Here is a 24,142-nt window from a genome sequence, read left to right as displayed (position 1 = left end):
GATAAAACCGCTGTCTTTGCTATAATGCAAGTGAGAAATGATTTTTTTGAACAACCCGTCAATTAACCCAAAGAGAGGAAGAAGATATGTTCCCGGAATACCGTGATTTGATTGCCAAACTGAAACAGGAAGACGCACACTTTGCCCGTTTGTTTGACGAGCATAATGAGTTGGACGACAAAATTTCGGGTTTGGTCAATGACCCCGTTACCAGCGGTTCAGATGAAATCGAAGAGCTGAAAAAACAAAAATTGCAGTTGAAAGACCAGTTGTACGCCATCCTGCGCAAAGCCGACGGTAAATAATCCGTAAGGCTGCTGATAAATGTAAAGGCCGTCTGAAACCCAGTTTCAGACGGCCTTTTGGTTTATATGTGATTAACGATTTAATTAATGTGAGTTCGAAATAGGATAATAGAATATATTTTTGAATTTCAGAAACGTATTTCGCTAGATTGACAGAATCCGTAGGATTCGTCATTCCCGCGCAGGCGGGAATCCAGATGCTTGGCCTTCTGAGTCCTTGAAAACATTGCAGAAGTGTTTGGCTTCTGGATTCCCGCCTGCGCGGGAATGACGAAAATCTGGCGATTTTCTGTCTGCTGGAATGCCTTATGGTTCTAAAAATAATAAAAATATTTAAAACGCTTATCCCAAACTCATGTTATTTATTATCGCGCTTACAGCCATGTGGCCAAATCCGCCGTGTCAATATCCCACTGCCAAATGCCGTTGTCGCTGCCATTTATGCCGCGCAGAAACAGATAGCGTACGGCAATTTGCGGCAGCGGCTGGCCGCGCAGTTTGAAATAACGCGCCACGGCAATGGCGTAAATCAGCGCCTGCAGATAATAGTGGTGGTGCGCCATTGCTTCGTTCATGGCCTGCGGCGTGTAGGCGGCTTCGCCTGAGCCCAAGTGGTTGGATTTGTAGTCGATAATGCACACGCGGCCGTCTGAATCCTGATACACCATGTCGATAAAGCCGCTGAGAAAACCCGCTACGTCTTTAAAATCCAGCAGATCGGCAGCAGAGGTGCATTCGGGCGGCAGCTTATGCGCAGGGTCGGCGAACCAGCGGCGCAGTTGCGGCAGGTTGAAATCCTGCATGTATAAGGTAAAGCCCATCTCGGCCAAACGCTGTCGCGGCGGTATGTCGGCCAAGGCGGTTGCACCGGTCAGCGCCGTGGTGCGGCAGTGGTCGAGCATGGTATTGACGGCGGGCAGCCATTGAGAGTCAAAGCCGTAACGCTCTAAGGTGGCGGCGGTTTGTTCGGATTGCATGTCGGCGGGGCTTTTGAAATCAAACTGCTCCAAAATTTCGTGCAAACACACGCCTGCATTAGTACCGCGTGGGAAATGGTGGATATCGAGCGGGTCGCCGTCATCGGCTGCAGACGGGCGGTTTTCAGACGGCCTCGTCATGCTTTCGGCGGGGTCTATGCTCGGTTGCAGCTCTTCGCGTTCGCTGTCTACCGCTTTGACGTGGCGGCTCAGGCCGGTAAAGCTGGTGTGGCGGATAAAGCGGAATCCGCGTTCGGACAGCGGCGCGGCTCGGTAGGCCGTCTGAATATCGCGGCAATCCTGCGCGGTGCTGGATTGTGGCACATCTTCCGTGAAAGCAAATTCAATATTTTCATTATTGCTTTGCGTTTCGGCAAAACGCAGCCAGTTGGCTTTGAGCATGGTCATTTTCATGCGTGCGCCTTCGCCCTTGGGGGCATTTTTCGGTGCTGATTTACTTTCATTTTCATAAACCGCCCGCACCGCCTCACGGCTGCTTTCGGGCGTACCTTCCAACAGATAGGCAAAGCTGTTGTCGGCGGTGGTTTTGCAATAGGCGGCGTAAATATTCAACTGCTCTTCGGCGCGGGTCAGCGCAACATACAGCAGGCGCAGGTTTTCGGCGGCGGTTTCGTCGGCCAGTTGCAGCGTATCGGTTTCGTCAAGCTGGTGCTTGGCCAGCAGCTCGGTGTCGGCATTGCGGCGGTGCAGAATCTGCCAGTCGTCGGGTTTGCTGTCGGCCGCGTCCCACACAAACGGGCAATACACCAGCGGATACTGCAAACCTTTGGATGCATGCATGGTCACGATTTTCACCAGCGCCTCGTCGCTTTCCAAGCGTACGATTTTGTTTTCCGCCGCGTCACCGCCGTTTTGTGCCAAACTGATTTGCGCCAGCAGCCATTGCTGCAAAGCGGCGGGGCTGTGGCTTTGCTCATCTTCGGCGGCGAGGTGTTCCAATAATTGGTGGTAGTTGGTCAGGCTGCGCTCGTTGCCGTCTGAAATCAGGTGGGTTTCGATGTGGTGGTCGGCGGCAAACTGCTGCATGGCGGCGTAAAAGCCCTGTTGCTGCCATTGCGCGGCGGCATTGGCGGCGGAATCCATCCAAGCCAGCATATCGGCTTCGTTGTGGTTGAGCGCGTAAAGCTGCTCGGCGGTGTAGCGGAACAACACGCCGCCCAACACAAAGCGCAGCGGCTCGGCTTGGCGCGGATTGAGCCAAAAATCCAGCAGCGAAGCCAAGGCGCGGGCTTCTTCGGTGGCAAATACCGAGTTGCGCGCAATCGACACGCTTTGGATACGCCGCCGCTTCAATGCCTGCGCCACCATCATGCCTTCGTTGTTGGTGCGCACCAAAACAGCGATGTCGCCCGATTGCAGCGGTTTGTCTTTCAGATTCAGACAGCCTTGCGCCGCTTCGTTCAGCGCGTGGGCGATTTCGTCGGCGCAATATTCGGCGGCACGTTGGCGCAACACGTCTTTATGCAGTGGCTCGGTGTCGCTGCTGTGCAGCCAGCGGATTTGGATGGCGGGACGCGGCGGATTCAGACGGCTGTCGGCACGCTTCGCCCCAACATCGGCATAATCAATATCCGCCAATACAAACGGGCGTTTTTTCTGCCGGAACAGCGCACCGATGCCGTTAATCAGCTTGGCATGGCTGCGGTAGTTGACCGCCAGCGTGTAATGCGCCTGCGCGTCTTGCGCGGCTTGCAGATAGGCGTAGATGTCGGCGCCGCGAAAGCTGTAAATCGCCTGCTTGGGGTCGCCTACCAGAAACAGCGGGCGCTCTTGGCTGATGAAAATCTTACGGAAAATTTCGTATTGCAGCGGGTCGGTATCTTGGAATTCGTCAATCAAGGCCACGCGCCAGTTATCCGCCACCGCTTGCGCCAGCGCGTCGGCATGGGGATTGGCAGTAAGGGCGTAGTGCACATCCAGCAGCAAATCGTCAAAACCGCGTTCGCGGCGGGATTTTTTCTGCTCGGCAAGCGCGGCGTTGATGTAATCCAGCAGGTCGAGTTGCAGGCAGGTCAGCGCTGCTTGTTCGGCCTCGGCCACGGCCAGCAAATCGCGGCCGAGATTGGCAAGCGCCTGCAAGTCGGCAAAGGCGGCGGGTTCGGGAGACTGGCCTTTTTTTTGTTTCTCTTCCAAGACATCGGCGGCAAACATGGGAAATTTATCATGTGCTTTAGGCAGATTGCTTGATTCTGCCGCCTGTTTCAAACTCTCGAAAAGAGCGGTAAAGGTAGGCTTTTTGTAATAGGTTCCGCTCAAAGAAGGAAAAATGCGCCAAAAGGTTTCTTCCAAAGCGGCCAAACGGCTACGTACTTTTTCCCATGTTCCTGCCGCCTGTTCCTGCGCACTTTGCAAATCGCCCTCAGGCCGTCTGAAAACCAAATACGGGCGGCTGACAAAGGTTTTGATTTGCGCCAGCATTTTCTGCGGCGTGTATTGTTTATCAAACACCAAGCGCGCCAAAGTCGGATTGTTGCTGACCCGTTCGCGCCAGAAATCTTGCGCCGGTATCAGCAGACGATCGCGGCTGTCTTCTGCCAATTCCACGTCAAACGGTGCTTGGCACAAAAAGGCATAATCACGCAACACGCGCTGGCAAAAGCCGTGGATGGTATAAATCGCCGCGTTGTCAAACTGGCCGATGGCCGCTTTCAGGCGCACAATCAGCCGCGCTTGGCTTTCCTGCGCCAGCGCCTGTTGCAGCAGCGCGGTCAGGAACTCATCGCCGGCATGTTCACGCGCGCAATAGGAGGCAAGGCCGTCTGAATCTTCCGCCGCATCCGGCACGCTTTCCAAGACCTGCAAAGCCTCGTCCAAGCGCAGGCGCAAACGGGTTTTCAGCTCGGCAGTGGCGGCTTTGGTAAAGGTCACCACCAATATGCTTTCCACCGGCATTTGCTCCAACACAATCAGGCGCGTAAACAGCGCGGCAATGCCATAGGTTTTGCCCGTGCCTGCGGAGGCCTCAATCAGGTTGGTGCCGGATACGGGAATGGTAAGGGGGTCAAAGGCTTGGACGGTTGCGGTCATGGTGTGGCGGATAGGGGATGTAAGGCGTTTATCATAACAAATGCCGTCTGAAAAATCACTTTCAGACGGCATGGCGGGTATTTGCTTTAAATAAGCAACGTGAGTTCGAAATAATGACTTGAGATATTTTTATTATGGTATGAGTTTTAAGCAGACAGAAAATCGCCAGATTTCGTCATTCCCGCGCAGGCGGGAATCCAGATGCTTGATCTTCTGATTCCTTGAAAACATTACAGAAGTGTTTGGCTCCTGGATTCCCGCCTGCGCGGGAATGACGAATCCTACGGATTCTGTCAACCTAGTGAAATATGTTTCTGAAATTCAAAAAGATATTCTATTGGTTTATCCCAAACTCACGTTAAGCAGGCTTAGACTGTGTCTAGTTGCCTGCTATTTCAGTACGATTTCGGGCTGATTTCACGCTGTTTTCAGACGGCCTGTGCGTTTGTTACAAATCCTGCAAACGCTCCACCGGCGGCGCATAGTAATACGCGCCCGATACGGCGGTGGAGAGGTGTTTGAGCAGCAGGTCGGTTTTGCCGTCGGTTTCGCCGAACATGCTCAAAAGCTGCGCTTCGATATTGTGCAGCGTGTGGCAGTAGGCGATGAACATCAGGCCGTGTTCGCCGGAGATTTTGCCGAAAGGCAGGCTGCGGCGCACGATCTTCAGGCCGACGCCGTTTTCTTTCAAATCCACGCGGCCGAGGTGGGAGTCGGGCAGGCGCACGCTTTTATCCAGCTCTTCATCGCCTGCTTTGGTGCGGCCGATGTCGGCCTCTTGCGTGGCCGTACCGACGGCATCCCATTTGGGCAGATCGTGCAGGTATTTTTGCAGCAACACATAGCTGCCGCCCGCATCGGGTTTGCCTTGCGGGATAATGGCAGCGGCAGCAACGGCTTCGTCTTGCGGGTTTTCCGTACCATCGACAAAACCGTCTAAGCCGCGCTCTTCGTGCAGGCGCAGGCCGTGCTCTTCGGTGGTGACACTGATGCTGTCGCCGAACGCGCCTAATACCGATTGCGCCAGCGCATAGGCGGCGTTTTGCTGCAAGGCTTGGATGTGCACCAGCAGATCATGCTGGGTGGCGGGTGCCAAGCCGTTACCCAAAGGGCGGAACGGCTTGATTTCGCTGCCTTCTGCGGTATGGCCGAATACTTTCCACGCTTCGCTGCCGAAAGCGATGGTTAAGCCCAAAGCCGCGTCGGGAAAACGGCTTTGCAGTTGGGCTAAGGCTTCCAGGCTCTGACGGCAGGCGGCTTTGACGGCGGCTTCTTGTCCGATACGGATGTCGGCTTCGATAAACACGCCTGATTTGCAGTGGTCGGGGATAATGGCGGTTTGTGGGTTCATGCGGTGATTCCTTAAATGGCGTTATTTTTCAGCGCCGCTAGTATAGCGGATTTTACCGCCGTTTGCTTTTCAGACGGCCTCGCTTTGCAAGGGCTTATGCTAAAATCAGGCGCTTGATTTTTATGGGAACTCACTAATGCGCTCGGGCATGTTTGTTTTTATTTTGCTGCTAATGCAGGTTTTTACCTTTGGTTTGGGGCGTTCGCTGCAATGGCTGTTTGCGCCTGTTATCGGCAAAAGCGGCCGCCGCTGGCTGATGGCGGGGGCGTTTCTGATTACCAATGCGCTGATTGCCGGTTTGCTGCTGGAGCTGGGACACAGCATTTTCCGCGTGATGGCATTTTGGATGGTGTTGCTGCTGTTTGTGATGTATGCGGCGCTGGCAACTTTCCTGCTGCATTTGCTGCTACGTAAATTAATCCCGCAAAAATCCCTGTCGCGCGCACTGCGGCTGTTTGCGCCGCTGTTTGTCATCGGCCTGATCGCGTTTGCCGTGCACAATGCCTATACGCCGGTTATCCGTTATCAAACCGTTACCATTAATAATAAGAAAATGGACAAGCCGCTGCGTATCGGCATGGCCAGCGATTTGCATTTGGGCGTACTCTTCGGCAGCAAACAGCTCGATTGGCTGGCCGACACCATGCAACACGAAAAGGCGGACATTATCCTGCTGCCCGGTGATTTGATGGATGACAACGTCAAAGCCTTCCGCGAAAAAAACATGGCGCCGCATCTGGCGAAACTGCACGCGCCCTTAGGTGTGTATGCCACGTTGGGCAATCACGATTTATTCGGTGCGCAAAAGCAGATTCAAGAGGCTTTGGAAAAAGCCGGTATCCGCGTGTTAAACAACGAAGTATTGCGCGTGGATAATCTGCTGCTGGTCGGCCGCGTGGATGATTCGGATGTCAAGCGCCCGACAACGGCCAAGCTGCTGCAAGGCCAAAATACCGATTTACCCGTTATCCTGCTCGACCACCGCCCGAGCAGCATTGAGCAACATGCGAAATTGCCGGTGGACGTTCAAGTATCCGGCCATGTCCACAACGGCCAAATCGCCCCCGCCAATCTGATTGTGCGCGCGCTCAACCGTTTGGCCTACGGCTACGAAGCCATCGGCAACGGCCATTATTTCGTCACTTCCGGCTACGGCTTTTGGGGCATTCCGCTGCGCTTGGGTTCGCAATCAGAGGTTTGGATTATTGATGTGAAAGGGCGGTAACAGTAATTGCCACTCCATAGCAAAAGGCCGTCTGAAAAATTTTTCAGACGGCCTTTTAATTAATGAATACAAAAGTTTAAGCAGATTGCGCCATTTTTTGGGTAAAGGCCACAAATTCCTCTTGTTTGGCTTTGGCTTTGCCCGAATCAATGGCGGCTTTGGCAGCTTCCACGCCCTCGGCTAAGGAAGAAACGACATTGCCCGCATACAGACAGGCAGCGGCGTTCAGCAATACAATATCACGCGCCGCACCGGGTTCGCCGTTTAATACCGAATGCATTTTTTCCAAAGATTCCTGGCTGTTGGCAACGCGGATGTCATCCAAATTGCGGCGGGATTCTAGGCCGAAGTCTTCCGGACGGATGTCGTATTCCAAAATCTCGCCGTTTTTCAGTTCGGCAATATGGCTCGAGCCAGTGATGGTAATTTCATCAATGCCGTCTGAACCGTTTACCACCAAAACATGCTCCGAACCGAGCTGTTGCAACACGCGCGACAGAATGCCGCACAAATCAATGTGGAATACGCCCAATACCTGATTCGGCGCATCTGCCGGGTTGGTCAGCGGGCCGAGAATATTGAAAATGCTGCAGAAACCGAGCGAGCGACGCACCGGCGCGACATGGCGCATAGCGCCGTGGTGGTTTTGCGCAAACATAAAGCCGATACCGATTTCATCAATGCTGCGGCCAACTTGTTCCGGCGATAAATTCAAAGATACGCCCATGGTTTCAATCACATCGGCTGCTCCACTAGAAGAGGAAACCGAGCGTCCGCCGTGTTTGGCCACTTTCGCACCTGCGGCGGCGGCGACAAACATGGATGTGGTGGAGATATTGAAGGTTTTGGCACCGTCGCCGCCGGTGCCGACGATATCGACCAAAGAGGATTTGTCGGCAACGGGCACGGGCGTGGCAAATTCGCGCATAACGGTGGCGGCGGCGGTAATTTCCGATACGGTTTCGACTTTAATCCGCAAACCGGTAATGATGGCGGCTACTTGCTCTGGCGGTACTTGGCCGCTCATGATTTCGCGCATCAAATCAACCATTTCATCATAGAATAATTCATTGTTGCTGATTAAGCGTTCAATGGCTTGCTGGGGGGTAATCACGGGTGTTTCCTTTCTCTATATTATTTCTTATTTGTCTGAATATAACCGTTTGAATTTAGGTAGAGACAAGGCAGCCGCAGTAACGCGCTACCAAACTAAATTCAAATGGTTGTAATGCATTGCCGCCGGTTTTCAGACGGCCTTGCGTATCTTAGAACCTGTATTCAAAATCTTGACAGCGTCTTTTTGTTGCCTAATCACACGCCTACTGCGTTGGACTTTTACGCCAATCGTCCAGATTTGTATAAATATCACCTTGTATTCGTATGATTATCCAAAAAAATCCATCTATCAATCTTTTGAATACAGGTTCTTAATCATGCCGTCTGAAAATTTTTAAATTCTTCCAAGAAATTACGCAGCATGTCATGGCCGTGTTCGGTCAGCAGCGCTTCGGGGTGAAACTGCACGCCCTCGATGGCGTAGTCTTTATGGCGCACGCCCATGATTTCATCGTCTTCTGTCCAAGCGGTAATTTCCAAACAGTCGGGCAGGGTGTGGCGGTCGATGACCAGGCTGTGATAGCGGGTACACGTCACGGGATTGGGCAGGTCTTTAAACATGCCTTTGCCGTGATGGAATACGGGCGAGACTTTGCCGTGCATCAGCGTTTGCGCGCGCACGATGTCGCCGCCGAAGGCTTCGCCTATGGTTTGATGACCGAGGCAAACGCCCATAATCGGCAGTTTGCCGGCAAAATGCTGCATGGCCGCCACGGAAATTCCCGCCTCTTTGGGCGAACATGGGCCGGGGCCGATAATCAGATATTGCGGCTTGAGCGCGGCAATCTCGTCCAAGGTGATGTCGTCGTTGCGGCGCACGACAACTTCCTGCCCCAGCTCGGCGAAATATTGCACGATGTTGTAGGTGAAGCTGTCATAATTGTCGATAAATAAAAGCATTTTTAACCTTTTGCGGAGTGTGGCAAGCTTTGTGGTTATTGGTGTTTCACCAAGGCAAGGTTGACGGGGTCATTAATAAACGACCACATCTTTTCATCGGTGGCAAAGACGCCGTTGCGGACGATGTAGTGCAAATCATGTTTGATTTGGGCATCGGCTTTGCGCACGACAACCCGCATGTTGCAGCGGTGCGCCGCCATTTCTAGGATTTTGGCGGCGAATTTGGGCTGGTGCAGCCGTTCGTGGGCAAGCGGATAATGGTGGATTTGCTGGTTAATCCGTTCGCTGCCTGCTTTGAAACTGGTGTGCATCGGGTCGATAAAGATGACGTTAAACGGCATCCGGCTGAGATAGTCTTCGGTATCCATCACGTTTCGTCCTAAATGCTCTAGGGCTGTTAACATTTCATTACGCGGCAATATTTGTAGTGGAAAAGTGCGCCTAGTGCGTTAGAAATGCTCGCAAGGTGTTCAACCTCGCTGCGCATTCCGCCTTGCATCCGCACTTTTCCACTACAAATCTTGCTTCGCGGATGAAATGCCAACAGCCCCTAAACTCGTATGGGCTAAATATAACAGCAAATGAGGCCGTCTGAAAAGGGTTTGCACCTGTTTCAGACGGCCTTTTGTGAATATAGAAATGTTTTTCCGCAGAATCAGGCGCAAGATGACGTAATCAAGGCAGCTTCGGCTTGACTTTGACACTCAGGGGCAGGTGGTCGGAGAGTTTCTGCCAGTTTTTGCCGTTGTGGATTTGGGTTTCGATAATATCGAGGTTGCGGGTGTAAACACGGTCGAGGCTCAATACCGGCATACGCGCAGGGAAGGTTTTCGGGCGTTTGCCGTTGCTGTCCACAAACACTTCGTCCAAATTCAAAGCCTTGCCCAAAGATAGGGCGGATTTTTGCCGCCAATCGTTGAAATCGCCGGCGATAATCAGCGGGCTGTGGGCATCCACTTGCTGGCTGACATATTCAAAAATGGCTTGATATTGTTTGACGCGGTCGGGCTCGCGCAGGTTGAGGTGGGCGCAAAGGCACACCAACGGCGTTTCCCAGCCTTCGGGCAATACTTCGCAATGCAACACGCCGCGCTGCTCCAGCTTGTTGACGCTGATATCGAGGTTATTGCGGGTATCAATCGGCAGGTGGCTGAGAATGGCGTTGCCATGGTGTTTTTCGGGATACACGGCATTTTTACCGTAGCTGCGATTAAAGGCCAAACGGTCGCCAACAACATCGTAATGCGGCGAATCGGGAAAATCGGCGCGTTTGTTGCTGCGAATCAGGTTTTGCCCTTGCACTTCCTGTAAAAACAAAACATCGGAATGCAAACTTTTCAGCTCGTCGGCCATGCTGTCGAGTTGGACTTTGCGGTTGAGCGCCGACATGCCTTTATGCATATTGTAAGAGGTAACGGTAACGGGGCGGGGGGACATAATACGCCTCACTGTGTGCGGTTTTTATTCTGTTATTTAAGTATAGCACCGCCAAGGTTGGCTTTTGAACGGGATAGGTAAAATTTTATCAGGCGCGTAGGCCGTCTGAAAACGGGTCAGATTTTGGAATCATCCGACCCGGTTGGTATGCGAACGGTTTGAAATAAGGTTTTTCAGACGGCCTTGGCAGGTATTTACGCTTCGGGTAAAAACGCATCCACGCCGTTGTCGCAGCGGATTTTGCGGGTATTGAGGGTTCCCTGCAAACGCGCGTCGTTTTGCGGCAGAGCGTCGCGTTCGGATTCGCGGTGGTAGAGATGGCAGGCGATACCGGCAAATTTGAGGTTGTGGCGTTTCATGCCATTGTGGTAGCAGCGGGCGACAAATTCGCTGTCTTCGCGCCCCCAGCCGACAAATTCGTTGTCAAAGCCGTTGACCGCCAGCGCATCGGCGCGGAAAAAGCCCATGTTGCAGGTTTTGATGCCTTTGTGGTTTTGGCTGCCTTTGTGTCCGACCAGGGCAGATAAGCAACGGCAGCGCAGGGTGGAGGCGCGTTTTTCAATGCCGCTGTCAAACACGCTCAGGCGCGGCAGTTCGCCTGCGTCTAAAATATCCTGCGTGCGCTGCGGTGTCAGCATGACGCGGGAACCCTGTATCAGACGGCCTTTTAAGGCCATTTTTATATGGTCGGCGACAAACGAGGGATCAAGCAGCATATCACCGTCTATCATAATGATGTAATCGCAGCTTGCCGCCGCTAATGCGCGGTTGCGCGCTTCGGCAGCGCGGAAACCGTCGTCGGGGCGCCAAGTGTGTTTTATCGGAACACCGGTGCGGCGTTTGATAAAATCCACCACCTCCGCCGTTTCCTGCGTCGAGCCGTCGTCGGCAATGATGATTTCATCGGGCAGACGGGTTTGCGCCAGCGCGGATTTGAGCACCAAATCCAGCGCGTCGGGGCGGTTGTAGGTGGTGATAATCAGCGAGACGGTCAGCTCGCGGTTGCGCTCGTAAAGTTTGATGTATTTGTAATACGAGCCTTGCGCATTGGCCACGGAAATGGTCAGGCCGTCTGAACCGTCGGCAAAACCGCGTTTGAGCAGATAGTTTTTGGCAAATGACACGCCGCCGTGCAGCAGCGCTTTACACGGCGAAGCGGCTTTTTTGTAGCGGTTTTCTTCGGCATACAGCGTGCTGTATTGCTGCATTTTTTGAATCAGCCCTTCGGCGTTGTCAAAGGAATAATGCTTGAGAAAGCCGCCCAGCCGCTGCTTGACTGTTTCAGACGGCAAAACTAACGCTTCGTGCACCTGTCGGTCGGAAAAGCGGGTAAAGCCGCGATGATACAGGCGCGGAATGATGTCGGGATACCAGCCGCAGGATTTTATCAGACGGCCGTGGTAATGGTTCAGGCGCGACAGGGAATACACCGCCTGCGGCTGATTTTCGGCTACCGCCGCGCGGACGGTCTCAATCAATTCGCTGTCAGCCACTTCATCGCTGTCTATGCTGAAAATCCAATCGTTTTGCGCCAAACGCGCCGCCAGATTTTTCATCGGGCCGAAGCCGATAAAATCATGTTTGTAATAGCTGACATTGGCAAACTGCGCCGCAATGTCGAATGTACGGTCGGTTGAGCCGTTGTCGAGCAGCAAAACCTCATCGAAATCGGCCAAAGCGGTCAATACTTCGGCAAGATAGCGTTCGGAATTTTTCACCAGCATAGCGGCGGTGGCGGGGATACGTTGGGTCATAAAAATCAGGCCGTCTGAAAAATGGGGCGGTAATGCCGCGTGGCATTGCCTGCCTATACCTATAAATGAAATGCGTTAAATGAAAAGGTTTACGGCAGTTGTTTTACCGATTCGGCCAATTGGGCAAACAAGCGGTCGGCATCGACTTCGGTAATCCAACGCGCATTGGGCGTTTGGCCGGTAGTGCCCCACCAATCGACCACACAAGCGCCGAGGGTCAGCTCGCTTTGGGTTTCCACGGCGACATGGCAGTCGCGGCCGCTGAAAAATTCGGGAAACGCGGCGTAAGTAATGGCGCAGGGGTCATGCAGCGGGCCGCCGTCCAAGCCGAATTTTTGAATATCGAAACGCTCGTAGCTTTGCAAAATACCCGCCAGGCGCGGGCCGTTGGCGTTGTCGAAGTGGCGCAAGACATCCATGCGTTCGGTGGTGATTTGCGCTTTGTGGGTCACGTCCAATGGCAAAATCACAATCGGCGCGCCGCTTTGCAAGACGATTTGCGCCGCGTGCGGGTCAACGAAAAAGTTAAATTCGGCGGCCGGTGTGACATTGCCCGCTTCAAAATAATTGCCGCCCATCAGCACAATCTGCTTGATGGCGCGAGCACAATCCGGAGCGAGGCTGAACACTTGCGCGATATTGGTCAGCGGCCCGATGGGGCAAATGGTAATGCTGTTGTCTTCGGCTTGGCGCAAAGTGTCAATCAGAAAATTCACGGCATGCTGCGGCTGCAAAGGGCAAACGGGATCATGCAGTTCCACGCCGTCCAAGCCGGTTTTGCCGTGTACTTCTTCGGCTGTAAACAGCGGCCGCAGCAGCGGCTTGGCCGCGCCCGCATACACGGGAAAATCTTCCCGCCCCGCCCAGTCGCAGATAATGCGGGCGTTGGTGGCGGTATAGTGGACACCCACATTACCGGCCACGGCAGTCAGGGCGATAAAATCAATCAAACCGCGTTTAGCCAAACCGTGCGCCATCAAAATGGCGGCGGCGTCGTCTTGGCCGGGGTCGGTGTCGATAATCAGGCGGATTTTTTCAGTCATGCGGAAACCTGCGAAGGGGTAAGTTCGGATAGGATGTATTTTAACCGATATACGGATACAATACGCACTTCATTTTTCAGACGGCCTTTTTTGACTATGCAACTGATTTTGGCGCCCATGCAGGGCTTGTGCGACGATATTATGCGCGATTTGCTGACCCGTATCGGCGGTTACGACGAATGCGTCAGCGAATTTGTGCGCATTACGCACACGGTGCATTCGCGCCAGACTTGGCTGAAATATGTGCCGGAAATCGCCAACGGCAATAAAACCTTTGCCGGGGTGCCGTGTACCGTACAGATTTTGGGTAGCGACGCCGACAATATGGCGGTCAACGCGCTGGAAGCGGTGCGCTTTGGCGCGGATAAAATCGACTTAAATTTCGGCTGTCCCGCGCCGACGGTCAATAAACACAAAGGCGGGGCGGTATTGCTCAAAGAGCCGGAATTGATTTTTCAAATCGTGCAAACGCTGCGCCAGCGTCTGCCTGCGCATATCCCGCTGACCGGTAAAATGCGGCTGGGTTTTGAAGATACCAGCCGCGCTTTGGAATGCGCGGCGGCGATTGCCGAGGGCGGCGCATGCAGGCTGACGGTTCATGCGCGTACCAAAGTAGAGGGTTACGAACCGCCTGCGCATTGGGATTGGGTGCGCAAAATCCGTGAAGCAGTGGCGATTCCGGTTACGGCCAACGGCGATGTGTTTACTCTGCAAGATTATATCGGTATTAAAGCAGCCAGCGGCTGCGACAGCGTGATGTTGGGACGCGGCGCGGTTATCCGCCCTGATTTGGCGCGGCAGATTAAACAATACGAGCGCGGTGAAGCGGTTAAAGAAACGGATTTTGCTGAAGTTGCGGGCTGGATTAACTTATTTTTTGATTTGTGTTTGGCGAAAGAAGCCAACAATAAATATCCCGTGGCACGGCTGAAACAATGGCTGGGCATGATGAAAAAGGAATTTGCCCAAGCGCAGGATTTGTTTGAGCGGGTAAGGGCGGTTAAGGAGGCAGATGAGGTGAAACGGATTTTGGTGGCGTTTGAAGAAGAATTGAAAAGCGATATGGCTTGAGTTGGAAAGGCCGTCTGAGAACCGTTTTACTCTGCCTTACGGCTTATTATTCAAGTATGGGGCGTGATTGCCGAATTGACTATCCGAAATTACGTTAAATACAAAAAGGCCGTCTGAAACATTTATTTGTTTCAGACGGCCTCTTGCTATGCGGCATTTAAATCAGGATTTACGCGCCGTAAACCGGATTTTTTTCGCACAATGCAGTCACTTGCTCGCGTACACGCGCTAAGTTGGCTTCGTCTTCCGGATTTTCCAAAACGTCGGCAACCAAATTGGCCAGTTTGCGGGCATCTGCTTCGTCAAAGCCGCGAGTGGTCATGGCCGGAGCGCCGATACGAATACCGGAGGTGACAAACGGTTTTTCCGGGTCGTTTGGAATGGCGTTTTTATTAACGGTAATGTTGGCTTTGCCCAGCGCGGCTTCGGCGGCTTTACCGGTAATTTTCATCGGTTGCAGGTCAACCAGGAATACGTGGCTTTCGGTGCGGCCGGAAACAATACGCAGACCGCGTTTAACCAATTCCTCGGCCATTGCAGCGGCATTGACTTTCACTTGTTTGGCGTATTCTTTAAATTCCGGTTGCAGCGCTTCTTTAAAGGCCACGGCTTTGGCGGCGATGATGTGCATCAGCGGGCCGCCTTGTAAGCTCGGGAAGATGGCGGAATTCAAGGCTTTTTCGTGGGTGTTGTCGCGGCACAAAATAATGCCGCCGCGTGGGCCGCGCAGGGTTTTGTGGGTGGTGGTGGTCACGAAATCGGCGTAAGGTACGGGGCTGGGGTATTCGCCGGCGGCAATCAGACCGGCGTAGTGCGCCATATCGACAAACAGGTAAGCGCCTACTTTGTCGGCGATTTCGCGGAATTTCGCCCAGTCGATTTCCAAAGAATAAGCAGAGGCACCGGCCACAATCATTTTCGGTTTGTGTTCCAAAGCCAGACGTTCGACTTCGGCGTAGTCCAATACTTCGTTTTCGTCCAAGCCGTAAGTAATAGCATTGTATAATTTACCGGAAATGTTGACGCTGGCGCCGTGGGTCAGGTGGCCGCCGTGCGCCAGGCTCATGCCCAAGATGGTGTCGCCCGGTTTCAATACGGAAGCATATACGGCTTGGTTGGCTTGCGAACCGGAGTGAGGCTGCACGTTGGCGTATTCTGCGCCAAACAGTTTTTTAACGCGCTCAAGCGCCAGATTTTCGGCAATATCGACATATTCGCAACCGCCGTAGTAGCGCTTGCCCGGATAACCTTCGGCATATTTGTTGGTCAGTTGCGAGCCTTGGGCTTCCATGACGGCGCAGCTGACGTAGTTTTCAGAGGCAATCAGTTCAACGTGGTCCTGTTGGCGGGTCACTTCACCGGCAATCGCAGCGGCCAGTTCGGGGTCAAATTTTTCAATGGTAACGCTTTTTGAGAACATGTTGATTATCCTTTTGTAGTAGATGGGAAGGGATACTGCGGCATTGCAAAAAGCAATCTTTAGCAATTTATCAAAATTATAGAAATTGTCAACAACGCGGGAAAGAATAAAAAAGCAGCAAGGCCGTCTGAAACCACGGCCTTTTCAGATGGCCTGCGCAACGCGGCGGCTGTCTTTGTTTCATATCAAACAATATGCGTTTAATCCAATAATTCCGGCGGAATGGTGCAGACAGGAATCGGATTGACTTTATGCTGCATGGCGCGGTGCAGGCGGGTATAGATTTCCAAAACTTCGCGCCGGCGGCCGTCGAAATTGGCGGACTGGTGGGTATCGTAAACGCTCATCGCCCATTCCAATTCGGGATAAGTTGCGCCCATCTGCTGCTCGTCGGTGCGCTCGGTATCCCATAAGCCGTCGGTCGGCACGGCCTGCCGGATGGCTTGGGAAACGCCCAATTCGGCAGCCAACGCATACACTTGGGTTTTAGTTAAATCGGCAATCGGGCTAATATCGACACCGCCGTCGCCGTATTTGGTAAAAAAGCCAACACCGAAATCTTCAATTTTGTTGCCCGTGCCGGTCACCAGCAGATTATGCAGTTGGCCATAGTAATACAGCGTGACCATACGCAGGCGCGAACGGGCGTTGGCTAAGGCAAGCTGTTTGTTGGGAAACGCGCTTTCATCAACTTCAACGGTAGCGGCGAAAGTATCGAAGGTCGGCGTTAAATCCACGCTAAACCCTTGTACGTTGTCAAAGTGCTGTTTCAAATTTTCGATATGCTCTTGCGCACGGCTAACCTGGTCGGCTTGCTGGCGGATGGGCATTTCCAACAATAAAACCGGCAAACCGGTTTGCGCCGCCAGCGTGGAAACCACTGCCGAATCAATACCGCCGGATACGCCGACGACAAAACCTTTGGCGCGGGCTGTCTCGGCGTAGTTTTTCAACCAATCGGTAATATGGCGGATAACGGCTTGGGTTTGCATGTGGCAATTCCTGATAAAGTTGTACGGATGGCGTTAATATAGCGCGTTTTCAGGCCGTCTGAAAGGTGTTCACGTAAGAGGGGAGAAGTTTTCAAAGCAAATGAAGGAGGGTTGCGGCTACAACCTATTGGGTTTAGATTGGCCTATTATCCGACTGTATGCCTAAGCAATTAATTAATTGAAAAAAAAGGCCGTCTGAAACGGAATCCCGTTTCAGACGGCCTTTTAACGTTGAGAAATAAGGTAAAAGGTTTACACCAAGCCTTTTTTCTCCAGATAGCTTTCGTAGTCGCCCAGATAATGCTCGTAGCCGCCTTTGCCGTCAAGCTCGATGATTTGGGTGGCTAATGACGATACAAACTGGCGGTCGTGCGATACGAAAATCAGCGTGCCGTTGTATTTTTCCAAGGCCATGTTGAGTGATTCGATGCTTTCCATGTCCATATGGTTGGTCGGTTCGTCCATAATCAAGACGTTGGGTTTCAACAGCAGCAGTTTGCCGTAAAGCATACGGCCTTTTTCGCCGCCGGAGAGCACCTGCACTTTTTTCACCACATCGTTGCTGCCAAAGAGCAGACGGCCGAGCGTGCCGCGAATCACTTGCTCGTCATCTCCTTCCTGACCCCATTGGCGCATCCATTCGCTCAAGTCCATATCGACATCGAAGTCGTTTTCATGATCTTGCGGGTAGTAGCCGATTTTGGCTTTTTCCGCCCATTTGATGCTACCCGCGTCGGCGGTGAGGCCGTCTGAATATTGCGCGTCATACGCACCGGCCAACAATTTCAGCAGGGTGGACTTACCCGCACCGTTGGGGCCGATGATGGCCAGGCGCTGGCCGGCTTCCAAAATGAAATTGAGGTTTTTAAACAACTGGGTTTCAAAGCGTTTGGCCAAGCCTTCCACTTCCACGGCCTGACGGTGCAGCTTGGCCTTTTCGTCGGCTTCAAAGCGGATATACGGGTTTTGGCGGGTAGAGGGCTTGACTTCCACCATCTCAGCTTTGATTTTGTCGGCCTGTTTCAGACGGCTGGTGGCCTGACGCGCTTTGGATTTGTTGGCGGAGAAACGCGCCACAAATTCTTGCAGCTCTTGCAGTTTTTCTTTGGCTTTGGCGTTGTCTTTCATCGCCCGCTCGCGCGACTGGGCGGAAGCCAGCATGTAGTCATCGTAGTTGCCCGGGTAAATGGTGATGGTGTTGTAATCCAAGTCGGCCATGTGGGTGCACACTTCGTTCAAAAAGTGGCGGTCGTGCGAGATGATGATCATGGTCGAATCGTATTGGTTCAACACGCCTTCCAGCCAGCGGATGGTGTTGATGTCCAAGTTATTGGTCGGTTCGTCGAGCAGCAACACGTCGGGTTTGGAAAACAGCGCCTGCGCCAACAATACGCGCAGCTTGAAACCGGGGGCGACTTCGCTCATCAGCGCGTTGTGCAGGTCTTCGGAAATGCCCACGCCGCTTAATAATTCGGCGGCACGCGCTTCGGCGGTGTAGCCGTCGTATTCGGCAAACTTGGCTTCCAGCTCGGCCGCGTGCATGTAGTCATCTTCGGTGGCTTCCGGGTTGGCGTAAATCGCGTCGCGCTCCGTCATCGCTTCCCACATTTCGGTGTGCCCCATCATCACCACATCCAACACGCGCATGTCTTCGTAGGCAAACTGGTCTTGGCGCAGCTTACCCAAGCGCACGCCGTTTTCAATCGCCACTTCACCGGCGGTCTGCTCCAAATCGCCACCGAGGATTTTCATAAAAGTGGATTTGCCCGAGCCGTTGGCACCGATTAAGCCGTAGCGGTTGCCTTCGCCGAATTTGACGGATACGTTTTCAAACAGCGGCTTGGCGCCGAACTGCATGGTAATGCCGTTGGTAGAAATCATTATTGGTAAAACCTTTGGAAATAGAGTGTTATAATCAGGCGGAATTGTAGCATATTTTAGCTTTTCGGGCTTGCCTCGAGGCCGTCTGAAACGGAGTGTGACGTGGAAAACGAGAAAATTCATTATTTCGTCATTATTTTGCTGTGTGCCGCTTCCATGCTGCTCAGTCCGTTTTTTTATGTCCGCCGCAGCGGGAGGGTACAGCAGCGGCCGATACGCTGGAAACCGATTGTGATTGCCAATCTGGTGATGATTGCGGCTTTGCTGCTGGCATGGTGGCTGTGGTTTTAGAGAAAGATAAAGATGAAAAAAATCAGCATATTGCTTTTGAGTTTGGCTTTCGTCGGCGTAACGCAGGCTGCGACAATTTACGAATGTACCGATAAATCGGGACACAAGGTTTATACGCAAGACGGCGGCGGTAACTGCAAAGCCAGCAACATCGGCAAGCCATCGGTTTATACTTCTGCGCCGGTGTACCGCGCACCGGCCGTATCGTCACCGGTTAGAGAGCAAGACAACTCGGTCGTTCAGAAAAATGCTGCAGTAACCGCCGCACGGCAGGAATTGGCGCAAGCGCAGCAGGCTTTGGAAGAGGGCAAGAAAGTACGCTATGGCAACGAGCGCAATTACGTGCGCTATTTGGCGCGGATACAAGGCTTGGAAGACGCGGTTAAGGCGGCGCAAGACAAGCTGGATGCGGCACTGGCGGAAAGCGGAAATTGAAGATATTAAGGTAAGAGCGATATACCGAGGCCGTCTGAATATTCCATGCAAGGATGTGGAATGTTCAGACGGCCTCAATATTATCGGAATAAACCGTTTAGCGGATAATGTCCACTTTTTTGATGATGACCGTTTGAGTAGGCAGATTCGGATGAATGCCGCGTGAGGCGGTCGGAATTTTGCTGATTTTGCGCACAACGTCCATGCCGGAAGTGACTTTGCCGAATACGGCATAACCATAGCCTTGCGTGGTTCGGTTTTTAAAGTCTAGAAAATGGTTGTCGGCGGTATTGATGAAAAATTGGCTGGTGGCGGAATTCGGATTGGCAGTACGCGCCATGGCGATGGTGCCGACAGTATTTTTCAAGCCGTTGTCCGCTTCGTTAGTAATGGCTTTGTCGGTATTTTTTTCTTTTAAATCAGCCGAATAACCGCCACCTTGAATCATAAAACCGTCAATTACGCGATGGAACACGGTATTGTCGTAAAAGCCTTTTTCGGCATAATTAACGAAATTGGCAACGGTTTTCGGTGCTTTGGTCTCGTCCAGCGACAAACCGATATTGCCCAGATTGGTTTCAATCACGGCGCGGGTTTCGGCTTGGGCAGACAGCGCGGCAACAAGCATGAACACGCCGGATAAAGTTTTCAATGTTTTTTGCATGATGTTTTGCATGGGTTGTGTAATGGAAAGATTATAACGTAAAAGGCCGTCTGAAAACGATTTTTCAGACGGCCTTTGGCAACAAACATTACTGTTTTACGATGCGGCTTGCTCCGCAGCCAGTTGCTCCTGTTTATAGGCTTCGGCAGCTTCGCGTTCGCGTTTGGTGGCTTGGCGCATCATCCAATAGTTGATGACGATGACCAGTGTGCCGATGATGCCGATTAAAATCGTTGCCAACACGTTCATCTGCGGGTCGAGGCCGAGTTTGATTTTGGAGAAAATCACCTGCGGCAGGGTGGAAGAACCCGGGCCGGAGAGGAAGGAGGTAATTACCAAGTCGTCCAGCGACAGGGTAATGCCCAGCAGGAAGCCGGAGGCAATCGCAGGCGCAATCAGCGGCAGGGTAATCACGAAAAAGATTTTCAATGGCCGCGCGCCCAAGTCCATCGCTGCTTCTTCCAGCGATTGATCCAGCTCAATCAGGCGCGAGCGGATAACCACGGTAATGTAGGCCATGCACAAAGTCGTGTGCCCCAAGAAAATGGTAAAAAAGCCGCGGTCAAAATACAGCCATTGCAGCCATTCGCTGTTTTGCAGGAACATCTGCACCTGAATAATTAGGAGCAGCATGGACAAGCCGGTAATCACGTCGGGCATCACCATCGGCGCGGAGATCATGCCGGCAAACAGCGTGCTGCCGCGAAAACGCTTAATCCGCGCTATCGCGTAACCCGCCAGCGTACCCAATACCACTGCCGCCAGCGACGATACCAGCGCAATGCGCAGCGACAGCCAAGCCGCTTCGAGAATGGTGTCGTTTTGCAGCAGCGCGCCGTACCATTTGGTTGAGAAACCGCCCCAGACGGTCACCAGCTTGGATTCGTTAAACGAATAAACCACCAGCACCACCAGCGGGATATACAAGAATGCCAAAGCAAACAGCAGCATCAGCTTCAAAAACCAAGACAATTTGTTTTTCTGCATTATTTGCTTCCTTCTTCGATTTCGCGGTTTTCATAGCGTTGGAACAGGGCGATCGGCACCACCAAGAGCGCCACCATCACCACCGCCACAGCGGAAGCCAGCGGCCAGTTGTTTTGGTCGAAGAACGCCTGCCACAAGACTTTACCAATCATCAGGTTTTCCGAGCCGCCGACCAATTCGGGAATCACAAATTCGCCCACCCCCGGTACGAATACCAGCATAGAGCCGGCAATAATGCCGGTTTTGGATAAGGGCAGGGTAATGGTAAAGAAAGACTTAATCGGCCCTGCGCCCAAATCGGAGGCGGCTTCAAGCAGGCGGCTGTCTAATTTTACCAACTGGGTGTAAAGCGGCAGAATCATAAACGGCAGATAGGCATACACCATCACCAGATTCAGGGAAAAGGCGTTGTAAAACAAATCCAATGGCTCTTTAATGACTCCCCAATCCATCAGCATATTATTGACAATCCCGTTGTGGCCGAGCAAGCCCATCCACGCATACACGCGCAGCAGGAAAGATGTCCAAAACGGCAGCATAATCGCCAGCAAGAGGCCGTTGCGAGCCGAGGGTTTGGCACGCGAAATGGCATAAGCGGTCGGATAGCCAATCAGCAGGCAGATAATGGTGGTTGTCAGCGCGGTTTTAATCGAAGACCAGTAGGTCAGAAGATAGATGTTTTCACCGTTGCTGCTGCTGAAAGGATTGAGCATCTGCCCCAAAGTCGCCCAGAAATTCTGGAAAATATCGGCATAGTTTTGATAGCTGATGGCGATATTCAGACGGCCTAAGTCTTCGTCAACCGAAGTCAGCGGCGTAAACGGCGGAATGGCGATTTCCTGCTCCGCGAAGCTGATTTTCAACACAATCGCAAACGGAATCAAAAACAAAACCAGCAGCCAAATATACGGCACGGCAATGACCGCACCTCGTCCGCGATGGGGGAACAGCTTGTTTTTTAAGGTTTTCAAGTTCATCTCGATATTCCCTCAATTAGCGGAACAACGGGGTCGGTTGGTTTTCCGGCCAGCTCACATACACGGTTTCGTCCCAAGTCGGCGGTGTGATGTTGCGCACATACCAGTAAGGCGCGGGCACTTGGCTCTTAATCACGCGGCCGTTGGGCAGCTGGATATGGTAAATGGCGAAGCTGCCCAGATAGGCGATTTCTTTAACCGTACCCTGCGCCCAGTTGTATTCGCCCAGCGTATCCGGTTTTTCTTTGTATAAATCAATGTCTTCCGGACGGATACTGACCCACAAATCCTGCTCGGATGGGCCGCCCAAACCGTGGTCGATGCGCACGTGTTTGTCCAAGCCTTCGCACTCGATAACCGCATAATCGGCATGGTCTTCAATCACTACGCCGTCGAAAATATTGGTTTCGCCGATAAATTCGGCGGTAAAGCGGCTGTTGGGATAGTCATACACGTCGCCCGGTGTGCCAACTTGTTGCAGCTGGCCTTCCGACATAATCGCCACGCGGGTCGCCATGGTCATGGCTTCTTCTTGGTCGTGGGTCACCATGATACAGGTTACGCCCACTTGCTCCAGCGTGTTGACCAATTCAAACTGGGTTTGCTGGCGCAATTTTTTATCCAACGCGCCCAAAGGTTCGTCGAGCAGCAGCAGTTTCGGGCGCTTGGCCAAACTGCGGGCCAGCGCGATACGCTGCTGCTGGCCGCCGGAGAGCTGGTGCGGTTTGCGTTTGGCGTATTTGGTCATTTGCACCAAGCGCAGCATTTCTTCCACGCGTGCGTCGATTTCGCCTTTGGGCATTTTGTCTTGTTTCAAACCGAAAGCGATATTCTGCTCCACGCTCATGTGCGGGAAGAGGGCGTAGCTTTGGAACATCATGTTAATCGGGCGCTCATACGGCGCCAGTTTGGTAATGTCCTGACCGTCGAGGATGATTTTGCCCTGATTCGGACTCTCCATGCCCGCCAGCATGCGCAGCAGCGTGGATTTGCCGCTACCCGAGCTGCCCAAAAGGGCGAAGATTTCATGTTGGTAGATGTCCAAGTCGATGTTATCGACAGCGTAATTGTCACCAAATTTTTTCACCAAACCCTGAATCTGTAAGTAAGGTTTGGCTGAAGACGCAGCATTTGCGGTCATAATGGCAATACTCCAAAGTAAAAGACGAGTACCGGCAAAACGGATTTTCGATGGGTGATAACAAGCTGTTTGATTGCTGGCGGGGCGTTTCAGACGGCATAGAGGCGTCTGAAAAAAGCCTTGAAAAGCGCACGGGCAGCACGGGGCGGGAAACGGCCATTTCTACGCAGCTGGAGGCAGTCAGGCAAATCCGCCGTGTCATTTTCAACGGTGGATAAAGTTTCCAAGCGAACTTGCCATTATATTAGCCTACCTGGGGCAGGGGCAATATTAAATTTAGGTTACCGCCGGATTTGCCGGATAGTGTTCTGCCGATACAACGCTTTATACCCGCTGGCATGTAAACGGCATTTTTCGTTTGACATTTATTCCAAATACGCTAAATTCGTAATCATTACGGAGAAAATATTAAGTCGAGACATGAGTATTAAGCAATGGCCGCAAGGAGAGAGGCCGCGCGAAAAGCTGCTGCAACGCGGCGCAAGTGCGCTTAGCGATGCCGAGCTCTTGGCAATTTTATTGAGGGTGGGAACGCGCGGCATGAGCGCGGTGGACTTGGCGCGTTATCTGTTAAACGAATTCGGCAGCCTCGGCAAACTGATGAGCGCGGAGGTTAAAGCATTGTCGGCCTATAAGGGTATGGGTACGGCCAGCTACACCCAATTTGCCGTGGTAAAAGAAATCGGGCGGCGCATATTGGGCGAAGAATTGCAGCAGAATATAGTGTTCAGCCGCCCGCATACCGTCGCCGATTACCTGCGCCTGCATTTGGGGCATGAAAAAGTCGAAATCAGCGCCGCCTTGCTGCTCAACCGGCAAAACCAGCTGATTAGCATGCGCGAACTCTCGCGCGGTACGGTAGCGGAAAATACTGTGTATATCCGCGAAATCGTCAAGCTGGCCTTGGATGAATACGCAGGAGCAGTAATTTTTGCCCACAACCATCCCGGCGGTTCGGCCAGGCCGTCTGAAGAAGATATTGCGTTTACCCGCCGTTTGCAGCAGGCTTTGGATTTAGTGGAGATTGATTTGCTCGACCACTTCATCGTTACCGCGCAGGAGACATGTTCTCTGAGGGCAGGCGGGTGGATGGAATAAGCAAATGCCGTCTGAAACCCGATATTTTC

The 24,142-nt window shown here is 52.6% G+C and carries 21 protein-coding genes; 6 read left to right on the top strand and 15 right to left on the bottom strand.

The genetic code is table 11. From position 1 onward, the window contains the following. The first annotated feature begins 86 nt into the window (after positions 1-86). Positions 87-305: a YdcH family protein gene (locus tag J2T37_RS02480; protein ID WP_253353616.1), complete on the top strand. Its 219-nt coding sequence runs from the start codon at positions 87-89 to the stop codon at positions 303-305. A 374-nt stretch (positions 306-679) separates the two neighbouring features. On the opposite strand, the gene recB is transcribed toward J2T37_RS02480, so the two are convergent. Together recB and J2T37_RS02470 are read right to left on the bottom strand one after the other, a co-directional pair. After that, a complete protein-coding gene (gene recB / locus J2T37_RS02475; protein ID WP_253353665.1) occupies positions 680-4,330 on the bottom strand; it encodes an exodeoxyribonuclease V subunit beta in 3,651 nt (1,216 codons plus the stop codon). Between the two features lie 448 nt (positions 4,331-4,778). Further along, complete coding sequence (locus J2T37_RS02470) at positions 4,779-5,681, bottom strand: Dyp-type peroxidase (protein WP_253353615.1); 903 nt, start codon at positions 5,679-5,681, stop codon at positions 4,779-4,781. A 136-nt stretch (positions 5,682-5,817) separates the two neighbouring features. Between J2T37_RS02470 and J2T37_RS02465 the strand changes: the two genes are divergently transcribed. After that, positions 5,818-6,906, top strand: coding sequence for a metallophosphoesterase (locus J2T37_RS02465; RefSeq protein WP_253353614.1), 1,089 nt, complete (start codon positions 5,818-5,820; stop codon positions 6,904-6,906). A 76-nt stretch (positions 6,907-6,982) separates the two neighbouring features. On the opposite strand, the gene trpD is transcribed toward J2T37_RS02465, so the two are convergent. From trpD to J2T37_RS02435, 6 genes are all read right to left on the bottom strand, one after another. After that, entirely contained in the window at positions 6,983-8,020 is a 1,038-nt protein-coding gene (trpD, locus tag J2T37_RS02460; protein WP_253353613.1) for an anthranilate phosphoribosyltransferase, read from the bottom strand. Between the two features lie 317 nt (positions 8,021-8,337). Continuing rightward, entirely contained in the window at positions 8,338-8,922 is a 585-nt protein-coding gene (locus J2T37_RS02455) for an aminodeoxychorismate/anthranilate synthase component II (RefSeq protein WP_253353612.1), read from the bottom strand. 35 nt (positions 8,923-8,957) lie between these two features. Then, positions 8,958-9,290 carry a hypothetical protein gene (locus J2T37_RS02450; protein WP_253353611.1) on the bottom strand — a complete coding sequence of 111 codons (333 nt, stop codon included), beginning with the start codon at positions 9,288-9,290 and terminating at the stop codon, positions 8,958-8,960. A gap of 307 nt (positions 9,291-9,597) precedes the next feature. Continuing rightward, positions 9,598-10,359 (bottom strand): endonuclease/exonuclease/phosphatase family protein, encoded by a 762-nt coding sequence (locus tag J2T37_RS02445; RefSeq protein WP_253353610.1) that lies wholly within the window; start codon positions 10,357-10,359, stop codon positions 9,598-9,600. A 194-nt stretch (positions 10,360-10,553) separates the two neighbouring features. After that, on the bottom strand, positions 10,554-12,113 hold the full coding sequence (locus J2T37_RS02440; RefSeq protein ID WP_253353609.1) for a glycosyltransferase family 2 protein: 1,560 nt from the start codon (positions 12,111-12,113) through the stop codon (positions 10,554-10,556). An 89-nt stretch (positions 12,114-12,202) separates the two neighbouring features. Then, positions 12,203-13,156, bottom strand: coding sequence for a nucleoside hydrolase (locus tag J2T37_RS02435; RefSeq protein WP_253353608.1), 954 nt, complete (start codon positions 13,154-13,156; stop codon positions 12,203-12,205). Positions 13,157-13,252: 96 nt separating this feature from the next. Between J2T37_RS02435 and J2T37_RS02430 the strand changes: the two genes are divergently transcribed. Beyond that, positions 13,253-14,227: a tRNA dihydrouridine synthase gene (locus J2T37_RS02430; RefSeq protein WP_253353607.1), complete on the top strand. Its 975-nt coding sequence runs from the start codon at positions 13,253-13,255 to the stop codon at positions 14,225-14,227. Between the two features lie 169 nt (positions 14,228-14,396). Here the strand turns inward: J2T37_RS02430 and glyA are convergent, their stop codons facing one another. From glyA to J2T37_RS02415, 3 genes are all read right to left on the bottom strand, one after another. Then, positions 14,397-15,647, bottom strand: a complete 1,251-nt coding sequence (gene glyA / locus J2T37_RS02425) for a serine hydroxymethyltransferase (protein ID WP_253353606.1) — start codon at positions 15,645-15,647, stop codon at positions 14,397-14,399. 200 nt (positions 15,648-15,847) lie between these two features. Then, positions 15,848-16,639 (bottom strand): NAD(+) synthase, encoded by a 792-nt coding sequence (gene nadE / locus J2T37_RS02420; protein WP_253353605.1) that lies wholly within the window; start codon positions 16,637-16,639, stop codon positions 15,848-15,850. Positions 16,640-16,891: 252 nt separating this feature from the next. Next, positions 16,892-18,520 (bottom strand): ABC-F family ATPase, encoded by a 1,629-nt coding sequence (locus J2T37_RS02415; protein WP_253353604.1) that lies wholly within the window; start codon positions 18,518-18,520, stop codon positions 16,892-16,894. Positions 18,521-18,622: 102 nt separating this feature from the next. Between J2T37_RS02415 and J2T37_RS02410 the strand changes: the two genes are divergently transcribed. Then, positions 18,623-18,811 (top strand): hypothetical protein, encoded by a 189-nt coding sequence (locus J2T37_RS02410; protein ID WP_253353603.1) that lies wholly within the window; start codon positions 18,623-18,625, stop codon positions 18,809-18,811. A 12-nt stretch (positions 18,812-18,823) separates the two neighbouring features. Beyond that, positions 18,824-19,246, top strand: a complete 423-nt coding sequence (locus J2T37_RS02405; RefSeq protein WP_253353602.1) for a DUF4124 domain-containing protein — start codon at positions 18,824-18,826, stop codon at positions 19,244-19,246. 97 nt (positions 19,247-19,343) lie between these two features. Here the strand turns inward: J2T37_RS02405 and J2T37_RS02400 are convergent, their stop codons facing one another. From J2T37_RS02400 to J2T37_RS02385, 4 genes are all read right to left on the bottom strand, one after another. After that, positions 19,344-19,910 carry a peptidylprolyl isomerase gene (locus tag J2T37_RS02400; RefSeq protein ID WP_253353601.1) on the bottom strand — a complete coding sequence of 189 codons (567 nt, stop codon included), beginning with the start codon at positions 19,908-19,910 and terminating at the stop codon, positions 19,344-19,346. 96 nt (positions 19,911-20,006) lie between these two features. Beyond that, positions 20,007-20,897: an ABC transporter permease subunit gene (locus tag J2T37_RS02395; RefSeq protein WP_253353600.1), complete on the bottom strand. Its 891-nt coding sequence runs from the start codon at positions 20,895-20,897 to the stop codon at positions 20,007-20,009. Beyond that, positions 20,897-21,874, bottom strand: a complete 978-nt coding sequence (locus tag J2T37_RS02390) for an ABC transporter permease subunit (protein ID WP_253353599.1) — start codon at positions 21,872-21,874, stop codon at positions 20,897-20,899. Before J2T37_RS02390 ends, J2T37_RS02395 begins: the two co-directional genes overlap by 1 nt. A gap of 16 nt (positions 21,875-21,890) precedes the next feature. Further along, positions 21,891-23,015, bottom strand: a complete 1,125-nt coding sequence (locus J2T37_RS02385) for an ABC transporter ATP-binding protein (protein ID WP_253353598.1) — start codon at positions 23,013-23,015, stop codon at positions 21,891-21,893. A gap of 420 nt (positions 23,016-23,435) precedes the next feature. Here J2T37_RS02385 and radC point away from each other — a divergent pair, with 420 nt between their 5' ends. Continuing rightward, complete coding sequence (gene radC, locus J2T37_RS02380; RefSeq protein ID WP_253353597.1) at positions 23,436-24,113, top strand: RadC family protein; 678 nt, start codon at positions 23,436-23,438, stop codon at positions 24,111-24,113. Positions 24,114-24,142 lie beyond the last annotated feature (29 nt).

This window comes from Neisseria perflava (genome assembly GCF_024170405.1).
GTDB classification, from domain to species: domain Bacteria; phylum Pseudomonadota; class Gammaproteobacteria; order Burkholderiales; family Neisseriaceae; genus Neisseria; species Neisseria perflava_B.
The sequence above is the reverse complement of the archived record's forward strand: the minus strand, read 5'-3'. Positions and strand labels throughout refer to the sequence as shown.